This window comes from Maribacter polysiphoniae (genome assembly GCF_003148665.1).
GTDB classification, from domain to species: Bacteria; Bacteroidota; Bacteroidia; order Flavobacteriales; family Flavobacteriaceae; genus Maribacter_A; species Maribacter_A polysiphoniae.
This window is the reverse complement of record NZ_QGGQ01000004.1, coordinates 409,490-422,430: the sequence shown is the minus strand read 5'-3', so window position 1 is coordinate 422,430 and position 12,941 is coordinate 409,490. Positions and strand designations below refer to the sequence as shown.

Below are 12,941 nucleotides of genomic sequence, written 5' to 3'. Positions count from 1 at the left end.
TGGATGTCATTGGACCGTATGCTGGAGGTCCCTTTTAATGGATTCCCAAATAATCCATGATAGCCTGATCTCCTATTATGGCATTTTCAGGCCTTGGGTGGGTTTTTGTAAACACTTTTAGGTCATCTTTGGGTAAAATCGTAACAAAATCCTCCTTAACCCCATTTGTAATGGTGACCTTGCCCTTGTCCAATTTGAGACGGTAGGCAAAGAACATATAAGCCGCTGCACGTTTTGAGGGGCCGTAATCATGTTTTTCCATAGGAAAATGGACATTTTCAACCTTATGCTCTGCATTGTACAAGGCATATACTTTCTGAATATATGGGTATTCGATTCGCGGTGTATTCCTTGTCCAATCCGATCCATTTGAAATAAGTAAAAGGGGTCGTGGTGCGCAAAGCGCGGCAATTTCCACATTATTGGTCTGATGGTTAGCACTTTTATGGATTGGCATACCGCTTTCACAGACACAACCTCCAAAGAAATGGGCGGAAACCTGAACGGTTGGTGCGGCGACTTTTATACGGTTGTCGATAGCGGCCAGTACAAAGGTTTGTGTACCCCCACCAGAGCCTCCTGTCATTCCGATCCGTTCAGGGTCAACATCCGGTCGAGAGAGCAGGTACTCAAGTACCCGCTTACTGTTCCAGGTTTGTAACAATAAGGCAATCGGCATTTTGTGAGTTACCTGTGTTGATTCGGCATAACCGACCATATCGTAGGCAAACACAATAGCACCCATTCGGGCCAGTACGGCACACCGGGTTTGTACATCCTCTTTTAAGCGCTTGTCCGATAAATGGCCATGGGGGGAAAGAATGGCTGCATTTTTTTTATCGGGGTCATTGGGTCGGTATAGGTTTCCGGTGATATAAAATCCGGGAAAGCTTTCGATGGCAATATTTTCAACGGAATAACCATCCATTACTTTCTTGTCTCGAATGATTGGATTGAAATTACCCTTGACTTGTGGCATTTTATCCAATTTCATCCCTTTAATAATTCCTGTTCGAAGGATATTGGCTCGTTTTTCCCAAGAAGGAAGGTCATTCCATTGGGTGGCGAAGTCCTTCATCTTCAAATTGGCTTGGTCTTCTGTCCAATAGCTTCCTTGGCACAACATGTCTTCTTGGGCATTGAGCGCGAGGGTCATAAAAAACACATAAATAAAAAGCTTTCCCATTCGTTTCGTTTTAGTTGATTGATATCTTATCCAGAAAACTATTTTTTCCTGTGGGTAGAATCTAAGGAAGGGCAAAAGCCCATTCCGAATCCTAAATATAGTATATACCTTACTTGTTGTGTTTCTTCTATTTTACTGTTTTTACATGGAATATTGACATTTTGGATTTAAACATAAATAAAGATGGATTTTTTTAAAAAAATAGAAAATCCCTTTAATGGATTGATTTAAGAACGGTTAGGGTTGCAGAAACTATAAAACGAAAAGGTCAAACGAGCACGTATAAAGAGCAAAATAGTTGAAGCATCACGTTTTTATTATGGTTTACTTTGTTGAAATCCCCAAAAGAAAAATAGACAAACGCATATATAAAAACAGAGTATTATGAAGAAAAAAATCACCAGGAGAAAATTTATCAAGAAAGGGTCTGCTGGATTAGTGGGGGCCTCAATGCTTTCTACTAGTGCTCTTTCTTATGGTCGTATCCTTGGCTCGAACGATGCCATTCAAATGGCGGTTATCGGTATCCGGGGAAGGGGAGGGACCCATATCGATAATTTTGGGAAAATGAAGAATGTACGTTTAAAATATCTTGTTGATGTAGATGAAAACCTCTTCAAGGAACGCCTGGATCAAGTGGAGGAATTGGGAGGGTACCGCCCCAAAACAGAATGGGACATGCGACGTGTTTTTGATGATAATGAGATTGATGCGGTATCCGTTGCGACCCCAAACCATTGGCATGCCCTGTCAACCATTTGGGCGGCACAGGCAGGTAAGCATGTGTATGTTGAAAAACCATCCTCGCATAATGTTTTTGAAGGTCGAAAAATGATAGAGGCCTCACGAAAACACAATGTATTGGTACAGGTCGGTTATCAAAACCGTTCCATAGATAGTACGATTAGGGCCATGAAGTTCATTCGCGATGGTAAATTGGGTGAGGTATATATGACTCGAGGACTCTGTTTTAAGCCGAGGGCGAATATTGGTCAATATCCTGATGGGGCGATGAAGACCGGTGAAAAATTCCGGATGAATTTGGAGTCTGGAAGTTATGAGACACCCTATACCCAACCGTATTTGGACAAGGTACATTATGATATGTGGCTTGGCCCGGCACCTAAACGGACTTTCAACAGAAATAGGTTCCATTACAATTGGCATTGGCATTGGGACTATGGTAATGGAGACACGGGTAATCAAGGTCCCCATCAGTTTGACGTGGCCCGATGGGCTTTGGGGAAAGATGAACTGCCGGTCAGGGTAAATTCAATGGGGGGTTATTATGGATATAATTCATCGCAAGAGACCCCAAATTCACAAACGTCACTTTTCGAATATGAAGATGGCAAAATCCTGGAATTTGGAACCCGGGGCTTAACCACAAATCCGGAAGGTGTGCTTTTACCCAATATACAGCTTACCGGTGATGGTAAAATATCGGCAACCACCAATGCGACCCCTGTTAAAATAGGAACCATTGTTTTAGGAACGGAAGGGTGGATGCAGATTGATGCCGGTGGTAATTGGCAAACCTTTTTTGGTCGCAAAAACGAGGCTGGACCTACCTCTGGGGAAAAAGACGATTCTTATGATCCCCTTGATTTGACCGGAAGCGGAGGGGGAGATGCCATATTTGATAATTTCATTTCCGCCGTTCGTAACAATGATAGGTCTGAATTGACTTGTGATATAGAAACGGGTCATCAATCAACAGTACTTCCATTGATAGCCAATGTTGCTTATCGACTGGGAAGGGAATTACGGATTGACGGTAACCAAGAGTCCTTCGTTAAGGATAAAGAGGCAAACAAAATGCTCACTAGGGAGTACCGAAAGGGATTTACGGTTCCCGACGTGGTCTAAAAATACTTGCGATTCGGGTGAATGAAGGATAGAAAATAGGAATAATTAAAAATTTATAATTTTTGAAGATGAAGAAAATTAGAACATCACTTTTTGTTGTTACTTTTTTGGCCCTTGGCTTTTATAGTTGCAAACAGGAACAAAAGAAAATGGGCGAAGTCGTAAAAGTCGGGAAGCATAATATAGAGGTGACAGATAACACGAATGAGGCTAAAATTGATGTTTTGGTCGATGGAAAATTATTTACATCCTATTTGTATACCGATGACCTTCCGGTTCTTAAAAAAACTACGCTCTATCCTATCAATGCAGCCAACGGAGCAACCATTACCCGCGGTTATCCCATAGCACCAAAAGGAAAGGAGCGTACCGATCATCCGCACCATATAGGGGCATGGTTCAATTACGGTGATGTAAACGGGTTGGATTTTTGGAACAATTCGGATGCCATTCCCGAAGAACAAAGTGATAAAATGGGAACCATTCGGCATGATCGAATTATTGCCATGGATGGAGGTGCCGGGAAGGCTGATTTGGAAGTAGCGGCCAATTGGTTGAAACCCGACGGTTCCATAATGTTGGAAGAAGATACCAAATTTGTTTTTTATGCTAAAAATGGAGAACGGATTATTGATCGGGTAGTTACCCTAAAAGCATTGGACGACCCTATCGTTTTTAAGGATAACAAAGAAGGGATGATAGCTATTCGTACCGCTCGTGGACTGGAGCACCCTAGTAAAAAGCCCGTGACACTCAGTGATGCCCAAGGGAATAAGACCGATGTGCCCGTTTTGGATAATGAAGGGGTCAATGGACATTATTTAAGCAGTACGGGTATTGAGGGTGATGCGGTATGGGGTACTAGGGCCAAATGGGTGGCGCTTTTTGGAACCATTGACAATAAGGATGTAACCGTGGTTATTATGGATAGTCCAAATAACGTGGGGTATCCTACATATTGGCATGCCCGTGGTTATGGTTTGTTTGCGGCCAATCCGCTAGGACAAAAAATATTCAGTGATGGCAAGGAGGTATTGAATTTTTCTTTACTACCTAATGAGTCGGTTACCTTTACCTATCGAATAGCTGTTTTTGATGGCAAGATTGATAAAGCCCAATTGGACAAGGCCTATATCGACTTCGCTGGTATTTAAGATTGGATTACCGTATATCGATACATAGATAGTGAAGCTAAGGTGCTCTGTTTTATACCCATAGACCTGTTAAAAGGACCCGATATTAAACGTATAGGTGTATTGTGGGGTGGGGCCGCTACGAGGCTACTTTTTACTTAAGTGTGTTTTCGAGCAAAATGACGGAAGGACTTTCTTTAAGCCATTTTTTGCTCAATCCCGTAGTATCACCTTTCGCTATAAAGTAAACAAAGGAACCTAAGGCGATGTCAATATCCCCATCGTCATCAATATCCCCGACATCCATAGTGATCCACCGTCCATTTGTTGCTTCAGGAAAGGAGAAATCCTTGAAGGTCAAATCACCTATGTTTTCAAGGTATACAAAACTTTCTTTAGGATGGTTCAAGTAATCCGGGAAAAATGAAATTGCCGCAATATCCAAATCCCCATCAAGGTCAAAATCCCTTGCCATGGCTTTGTAGGCCCCATTTTGTTGGTAAAAATATCCTTGGGTGAAATTCAGGTTTCCGTCATTCAAGAAAATATAAATACCATGATAATCTTTAAGAATCGGGGTTTTGTCCGCATTATCCCCGCAGACATATAGAATGTCGCTATGGCCATCATTGTTGAAATCACCAAGCTCCATATATTGACTGCCATTGAGGGGGGAAAAGGTAAATAATCTTTTCCCAAAGAAGGAGCCATCACCCTTATTCTCAAAATAAAAAATACCTTCGTCCCCTTGGGCCATCAGTACAAAGATATCGTTTAGGCCATCTGCATTGTAGTCATTGATAATCGCGGTTATAGCCCCTGGCTTATTCATTAGTGGTTTTGGGATGTACTTGGAGTCCCCCTGATTTTCATACCACACCAATTTTCCCGTTAGGTCCCCATATTCACAGGCTACGATATCTTCTTTTCCATCATTGTTCAAATCGCCATAAGCCATAAAAACAGGGCGTTGAAGTTCTTCAATAACAGGTTTTACGATTATTTGGTCTTGACCTTTTTTAGAATCAACGATTTTCTGTATGGCCCCGTCATGGGTATCATGAGGGAAAATGTTCTTGCCGATTGTAGTCAAATAGATTGTATCTGAATCTTCATGGAAATGGACGGGGGTGTTTTTAAAAAGCAGATTCTTCCTAAACTTCAGATCAGGACCAAGAAAGGTGAGCACATTGTTGTTGCGCTTGCCATCACTAAAAACAAGTCCCTTTTTATGGGTCCTTATTTTAACCATTGCGGTTAAAGGTGGAGGATGGGCATAGGAAGGTTCTTTGTACTTGAAGTGTTTAAGCCCTATTTTGATAGTATGGTTTCTTTTTTGGGGTAAAAGGGAATCTGGGGCGTTTTCAATATAATAATCCACGATTTTTTGCCAGTCGGCCTTTGCCAATAGGGGTGTTTCCGGATAAATATTCGCTTTTTTGACAATAATGGCATTCCGGGGAGAACCAAAAATACTATCTGGTGGTCTGCTACCATTGAATATACCCAATCGGTGCCCCATGGCCGGTAGTACATCTTCCTTCCATATTGATTTGGATAATACCTGGGGAGGAACAAATTGATGGCAAGCGGCACATTGTGCTTTTGCCAATTGGTCCCCACCCAAGAGTGTTGCCTTGGGTTCAATAGGTAGAACAATACTGCTTTTAGGTTCTTCCTTGCAGGATACAAATAAGGTAAAAAATAAAAGGGAAACACAAAAAAGCTTCATAAAATCAATTGATAAAAGATGTCAAGAAGATATGGATTTCAACTCAGAATACGGGTACTTCAATATGAATTAATCCAGTGTATCGAAATAGATCCTTCACTGAATCTATAATTCTGGTTATTCAATGTGTTGGAATTTTAACTTCATAAACAAAAATAGAGCAATTGAAAAGAGTGAATGGTTAAAATAACATAGGTTTCAAATAAGATAAACTAATACGTCTTTGTTTGGGTTGAATATATTTGTTACATGACTAAGGAAGGTTCAATCGATTTAAGCTATTGTGTAAACTTCATTTCATAAACAGAAATAAACTTCTTATAACCGATACCATGAAAAATACGATTCCAATTACACTTTTTTTATTCTTTACCATCCTACAGCTTGCAGGGCAAACCAGTGATAAGATTGCCTTCGGACCTTATATCCAACAAATGAGTACAAAAGATGCGACCATATGTTGGTCGACCCTTGAGGGTGAGATGACCATTACGGATATAGCGGGGGAAAAAGACACAATCCGGGAATTTAAACAACATAAAATACATTTGGCCAATTTAGAACCGGACACTGAATATGTTTATGATGTTTTGAATGACGGTAGCGATGAGGGAAAAGGTAAGTTGCGGACGTATCCGGATAAAAGCATACCTTTTAATTTTGTAGCAATAGGGGATACACGCAGTAGAAACAATGTCCATAAGAGAATAATCGAACAGGTAGGGCAACTAAATCCAAGGTTTATTGTGAATTCAGGGGATTTGGTTGCCAACGGACTTTCAATGCGCGATTGGGAGTCTTTTTTTAAGATCAATAAGGATTTTATGACCAATACGCCCTACTATCCGGTATTGGGCAATCATGAAAAGGATTCACCCTATTATTACGATTTTTTTGACCTTCCCTACAATGAACGCTACTACTATTTTACCGTGGGTGATGCGTTGTTCGTTGTATTGGATAGTGAAGGTTTAAGGACAACGATACCCGCTTTCACATCCGAGGGCATGGAAGATACCTATTGGGAAGAATCGGGCATTGAATATCTAAAGAAACAAAAGGAATGGTTGGAACAGGTCTTGGAATTGAACCGTGAGGCAGGATTCGTTTTTATTTTTCAGCACACCCCTTTATACAGTGTGAAAAAAAGTCGTGTGGAAGAGTCAAAGAAGGTCCGTGCTTTTTGGGGCGATATTTTTAGTCGATATGGCGTACAGGTATTTTTAAATGGCCATGACCATCATTACCACCATGCATATGACAAGGGGGTTCATTTTATCACATCAGCAGGGGCAGGGGCGCCATTATATGATATTGATGCCGTACAGCCGGAAACCCTTAATTATAAAAAAATAGAGCACTTTATCAATGTTGAAGTTGAACAGGATGAAGCCGTATTGCATGTGTTCGATATTGAAGGCAACGAGTTTGATACCATTAAGGTGGAAAGAAGGACGATTAAATAACCAATGAACCAATTTTGACCCTGTTGTTTTTATACCTTAATGGGTTGCCTTTAAATTATTATTAAATCAAGTAATGGAAGTTATACATAGTAAGTATTTAGTTTTGACCTTATTTTTTTGGACGATGATATTATCAGCCCAAAAAGATACAATCGTACAAAAATCGGAGTCCCATCCTTATCTGGAAATTGAACAATGGCAAGCCCATGAAGGGGACTTGACTTTGAAAGAGGTGTTGGCTGATACGCCCCAGCTCTGGAAACCGGAAACATTGAACAAACCTTTTTGGGAGAAGAATGGAATAAAGTGGTTTAAACAGGAAGTTATTGTTCCGAAATACCTCGCTGGTTACGATCTTGTCCTTCATATTAATGTTTCACCACAGGCACAGGTCTATGTAAATGGCAGGGAATTGTTTTTGGCAAGCGGGTATTCAGGAAAGGGGATATTGGCCGAAGCGGCTAAGGAAGGGAAAAAATATACGATACAGATAAAAACCAAGAACGGTAATTATAACAGTCGTTTTTATAATGCCCGAATTACGGGAATGCCCAGGGGATATGCCCTTTTTATGAGTGGTTTGAATTTTCCTTTGCCCGTGGAAGGCATAGATGTAGTCGATTGGAAATTCAAGCACAAAGCCAACGATAAGGCATCGGAAATCGCATTTGATGATTCCTCCTGGGAAGAAAGGAGTGCCGGCAAGAGTTGGCGTGGTGAATATACCCATGCTTGGTATCGGACCAAATTAAGAATTCCGGAGTCCATAGACACCTTCCAAGTAAAGGATAGGACATTGCGACTAACGGTCAATGCCAATGATAGGGGTGAAATCTGGGTCAATGGTAAATTACGGCAGCGATTTACCGGGGGAGAAGGGAATATTGTGCTCAGTAACTCGGCACATGTTGGGGATGCCTTATGGATTGCCATAAAAGTATTCAATGAATGGGGTTCGGGCGATCTGCGAAAGGTACGTTTGGTAAGCGATGAGGCCTATCAACTTAAAAAGACCTTGGAAGAGGTCAATTCGGCCCTAAATCGATTGGATCGTTATTGTGAAAGACACCCAAAACCAAATATGGGGGTAATCCATGAATTTTCCCAGACATTACAGCGAACACGAACACTCGATCTAGCAACGAGATTGGCTTTTACCAATAGTGCGCTTGAAAGTGCGGAGGTACAACTTCAGGAATCACCAGCCTTTGTAATACCCCCTTATTTACAGAATTTGCAGGAGGAGTCCATTACCGTGATGTGGGAAACGGTATATCCTACCTATGGAAAGGTTGTTTATGGGAAAAACGGTGAATTGGATCATGAAGTCGTTGAGAATGAAATTCCAAAAACCATGCACGAAATCACTCTGGTAGGTCTTAAACCCAATGAGACTTATACCTATAGGGTCGAATCGGCCAATTTGCGTAGTGAATTGAAGACGTTTAGAACCAGAAAGCCCAAAGATGCCCCGATCAAGGTTATTGTTTATGGAGACAATCGGTCTTATCCGAAAGTGCACGACAATCTGGTTAAAATGATGGCACTTGAACAAGCCGATATTATCTTGAATGTTGGTGATGTGGTATCTACGGGTACAAACCTGACGGGTTGGATCGATGAATATTTTTATCCACTACGCCATGTTAGTGGCACCACCCCCACCTATATTTCCATCGGAAACCACGAATATGGGGGGTATGGTGAAGATCGGATAGTTCCGCCTTTTGAAAAGTATGTCGATCACCCACGTAATTCTCCTGGGAGTACGGAATATTACTTTTCAGTGGACTATGGGAATTCTCATTTCATTTTTCTAGATCCCAATAAGTCCAATTTTGAGGAGGGTGAGGGTATCACTGTTCACAGCCAACAATACAACTGGTTTGTGGACGACCTTAAAAAAGCCCAGAAAAACAGCGAATGGATATTTACCTTAATGCACCAACCACCGTATTCCGAAGCTTGGTCGGGAGGTCCATATGACGGGGAACCACCTTTGCGTAAGTATATTGTCCCTTTAATGGAGGCGAATAAGGTAGATGTTGTCTTAAGTGGCCATACACATGACTATGAGAGGGGATTGCCCCATCCTCCTTATGATCCCAAAACGGGCAAGGGCAATAATGCGACTTATATTATATCGGGAGGAGGGGGATCCAATCTGGATAACCACAAATATTCTGAATGGGAACAAATAGATTACCCAGACCATAAGGCGGTAAAGGATAATGACAATACCGATGCTGGGGAATTTTATGAATATCACTATGTTGTTTTCGAGATTGATGGAAAACACTTAAAATGTACCGCACGTAAAATGAATGGTGACGGTTCGGACGGAGGAATCATGGACTATTTTGAATTGATCCATAAATAATCGTTAACCGTGTGTAGTAAAAAGAACAATTACCCTTAAATATTTTGAAAAAAGAAACCTATCCCCTAAGGGGCATCGTTACCGTACTCAATACACCTTTTGACCGTAATGATACTATTGATCACGGGGCGCTTAGCAACCATGTAAAGGAGGCCTTAGGTGCCGGAGTGGCAGGTTTTTTGGTTCCGGCGATGGCCGCAGAGGTTTACAAGTTGTCCGATAGTGAACGCCTCGGAATGGTGGCTACCGTGCTTGAAACGGTAAATGGCAAGGTTCCCGTAATTGCAGGGGCAGGGGAAACCGATTTGGCTAAAAGTAAAATATTGCTGCGGCAGTATCTTGCATTGGGGTGCGATAATGTATTGTTCCAAATCCCATACGATGGCGAAGAGCGTTTCAAAGCACACTTTTATGAATTGGCGGCACTTGGTCCCCAAATGATCATGCTTCAGGATTGGGATGCCACGGGTTATGGCTTACCTGACGATCTTATATGCGAACTATTTGAGAATGTAGCGTCTTTTCGTTGTCTTAAAATTGAAACGGTTCCGGCAGGCATTAAATATTCACGGATCTTGGAATTGACCAAGGGGCGCCTGAATGTTAGTGGCGGGTGGGCCGTATCGCAAATGATCGAGGGGCTGCAAAGGGGTGTTCATGCCTTCATGCCCACAGGAATGCACTTTATATATACGGCCATTTATAGGTTGTTTGAGCAAGGTAAGATCAATGAATCCGAAAAATTGTTCAGACAGATCGTACCGATTTTGGCTTTCTCAAACCAGCATTTGGATATTTCCATTAATTTTTTCAAACAGCTTTTATACAGACAGGGGATATACCCGACGCCAAATGTTAGACAACCCTGTTTGCCCTTTGACCGGGTGCATCAGGAAATTGCCAATAAACATATAAACCGCATTCTGGAACTAGAGGCAAAATTAAAATTAGATTATGATAACGACCATCATTTTTGATATGAACGGGGTCATTACCGATGACGAGGATTGCCATGAATTGGCCACGGAAAGGGCTTTTAAGGAAATAGGCTTTGAAATGTCCCCTGAAATTTATCGAAAGTTCTGTTTGGGAAGAACCGATGTTTCCGCGTTTAAGGATATTATGGAGACCTATGGTATCGCACATGTGGAAATAAATGATTTGATGGCTTCCAAAACACGCTATTACACGATTTTGGTCAAAGACAATCTCAAAATTTTTGATGGGGTCCTTGATTTGATCAAAAGACTACATGAAAACTACAATCTCGCTTTAACGACAAGCTCTACCTACGAGGAGGCAAGTGCGGTCATTGACTTATTGAAACTCCATCCCTATTTTGAAGTGGTGGTAACTTCCCAGGATGTTCAAAAAGGAAAACCCGACCCAGAACCCTATGTGCTTACTGCGGAAAAGCTAGGTGTCCAGCCCGATAGGTGTTTGGTTATCGAAGATTCTGAAAATGGGGTGAAATCGGCCAAGGCAGCGGGTATGGCATGTGTTGCTATAACGAATAGTGAAAAGCCTGATCGATTGACCCTTGCCGATCGTATTATATCGGCCTATTCCGATATCACCGTCGATTTTATAAGCAAGTTCAATGCTTAGGCATCGATTTATTCCAAATCGTTAATGACCTCTATTAGGGAGTTATAGATAAGGGGGCCAGTCTCAGGACCCAGGGAATTTTCTTCCCCATACGTATCGCGCTTATCCAGATAGAGGTAAGGTTCTTCGGTGTCCCATTCACTTTTCGGTATAATATACCCGATTTCATCGTTCGAAAGTCCTAAATAGAATTTGTATTTGTCTTTGATGAATTCTTGGATAGGGGGGGTCTCTAAGGGTTGTATGTCGAATTCCCGCCCTTCAGGTGCTTCAACGCCCCCAAAAATGATTTCAGGATAGATTTCTCCCGGAATACTCAGGAACATGGCAGGTCCGATTCGAATGGCCCCGACCTCGGTACGGGTTTTAAAATATTCGGGGACCCCCATTTTTATCAATCCAATGCCACTTGCGATCTTAAACGTTGTATTGTCCAAAGGGGCCAAGATTGTTTTAGCCCGTAATGAAATATTTGAGGTAGCCATGGTATCGCCTCTTTTACGTAAAGCTTCCAAAGACATTAGTGCCAATTGGTCCCCTAACGCCTTTGTTTTTTCATAAGTGGGCAAAGCGAAGGATTCCCCCGTATAAGGGTCTTCAATGGAAATGGAAGGATGGGGGGCCATTAATCCACCTATAACCCCTGAGAAATAAATGGCGACTCCTCCTAAACCTTTCTCTTTAAGCTCATTGTTACTATAAACCCCATTTTCAATGGCCTCCCTCACATAATGGGGGAAATCGGAGCTGATCAAAAGGTTTTGACTCCACAACGTTTCCGGGTGGTTAGACCAATTGATAAGCGTACCTAAAGTCGCATCGGTATTGGCGTCAAGAACTTGCATTAAATGGATTCCAGTAGCTTTTACAATGGGTTTCCGGGTGTCTTTGATCAGTACGGAATCCCTTTCCGTTAAATCTTCAGCAAAAACCAGTTTTGCCGATCGAAGATTGTTAACCGCTTCGGTAACGGCAGCAACAGTTTGTTCTTTGACGTACTCCAACATTTCCGGGTTTACCCCTGAATTGAACATGTTTTCACCCCAAATACCGACCAGGTCGTTACTTTCGTGGGTATGGGTTGAAGCGATTAGGGTATAATCGATACCTAATTCCTTAGGGATCCTTTTTCTTATATCAATGATATCACCATGTAAGAACCCAATGGCATCCAAGGATACCATCGCAACACGACTTTTACCATCGTCGAGTACCATTACCCTCGACCATACATCATCATGAACACCTTGGGCAGGTTTGGCATTGCTCATCCCGGCTATCCAGAAAGCATCAAAAGTGCCATTGTCGTTATTGTCGTTATAGGTGTCCCCATCCTTCTCGTTGTATTTGTTATCACCATTGGCATCATTCCATGTGTCAACAATAGTCGGGGTTATGGGGCGTTTGGCAAAACCGGCTTTTATGGGGCTAGGGTTTTGGCTTATCGTTTTCAGGTCAATGTTATAATTGGGGTGTCTATCGCGCCAGTTATAGATAAAAATACCGCCAATGATTAAGGCAATCAATAAAATCAGAAGGCCTAATACTTTTAATACTTTTTTCATAC

General features: G+C 41.8%; 9 protein-coding genes. 6 read left to right on the top strand and 3 right to left on the bottom strand.

Going from position 1 to position 12,941, the window contains the following annotated elements:
• Window positions 1-34: 34 nt before the first annotated feature.
• The gene (locus LX92_RS11610; RefSeq protein ID WP_109650677.1) at window positions 35-1,186 is read right to left on the bottom strand and encodes an acetylxylan esterase; all 1,152 of its coding nucleotides are present in this window, start codon (window positions 1,184-1,186) and stop codon (window positions 35-37) included.
• Window positions 1,187-1,570: 384 nt separating this feature from the next.
• Between LX92_RS11610 and LX92_RS11605 the strand changes: the two genes are divergently transcribed.
• Window positions 1,571-3,055 (top strand): Gfo/Idh/MocA family protein, encoded by a 1,485-nt coding sequence (locus LX92_RS11605; protein WP_109650675.1) that lies wholly within the window; start codon window positions 1,571-1,573, stop codon window positions 3,053-3,055.
• Window positions 3,056-3,123: 68 nt separating this feature from the next.
• The gene (locus tag LX92_RS11600; protein WP_211315862.1) at window positions 3,124-4,209 is read left to right on the top strand and encodes a DUF6807 domain-containing protein; all 1,086 of its coding nucleotides are present in this window, start codon (window positions 3,124-3,126) and stop codon (window positions 4,207-4,209) included.
• Window positions 4,210-4,342: 133 nt separating this feature from the next.
• On the opposite strand, the gene LX92_RS11595 is transcribed toward LX92_RS11600, so the two are convergent.
• On the bottom strand, window positions 4,343-5,920 hold the full coding sequence (locus LX92_RS11595; RefSeq protein WP_109650673.1) for an FG-GAP repeat domain-containing protein: 1,578 nt from the start codon (window positions 5,918-5,920) through the stop codon (window positions 4,343-4,345).
• A gap of 332 nt (window positions 5,921-6,252) precedes the next feature.
• Between LX92_RS11595 and LX92_RS11590 the strand changes: the two genes are divergently transcribed.
• The 4 genes from LX92_RS11590 (at window position 6,253) to LX92_RS11575 (ending at window position 11,374) form a co-directional block, all read left to right on the top strand.
• Window positions 6,253-7,386: a metallophosphoesterase family protein gene (locus LX92_RS11590; protein ID WP_109650671.1), complete on the top strand. Its 1,134-nt coding sequence runs from the start codon at window positions 6,253-6,255 to the stop codon at window positions 7,384-7,386.
• Window positions 7,387-7,510: 124 nt separating this feature from the next.
• Window positions 7,511-9,766, top strand: coding sequence for a purple acid phosphatase family protein (locus LX92_RS11585; RefSeq protein ID WP_170117837.1), 2,256 nt, complete (start codon window positions 7,511-7,513; stop codon window positions 9,764-9,766).
• A gap of 44 nt (window positions 9,767-9,810) precedes the next feature.
• Window positions 9,811-10,743: a dihydrodipicolinate synthase family protein gene (locus tag LX92_RS11580; protein WP_109650667.1), complete on the top strand. Its 933-nt coding sequence runs from the start codon at window positions 9,811-9,813 to the stop codon at window positions 10,741-10,743.
• On the top strand, window positions 10,721-11,374 hold the full coding sequence (locus LX92_RS11575; protein ID WP_109650665.1) for an HAD family hydrolase: 654 nt from the start codon (window positions 10,721-10,723) through the stop codon (window positions 11,372-11,374). The genes LX92_RS11580 and LX92_RS11575 overlap by 23 nt, the downstream gene beginning before the upstream one ends.
• A gap of 8 nt (window positions 11,375-11,382) precedes the next feature.
• Here the strand turns inward: LX92_RS11575 and LX92_RS11570 are convergent, their stop codons facing one another.
• Window positions 11,383-12,939, bottom strand: coding sequence for a hypothetical protein (locus LX92_RS11570; protein WP_109650663.1), 1,557 nt, complete (start codon window positions 12,937-12,939; stop codon window positions 11,383-11,385).
• Window positions 12,940-12,941 lie beyond the last annotated feature (2 nt).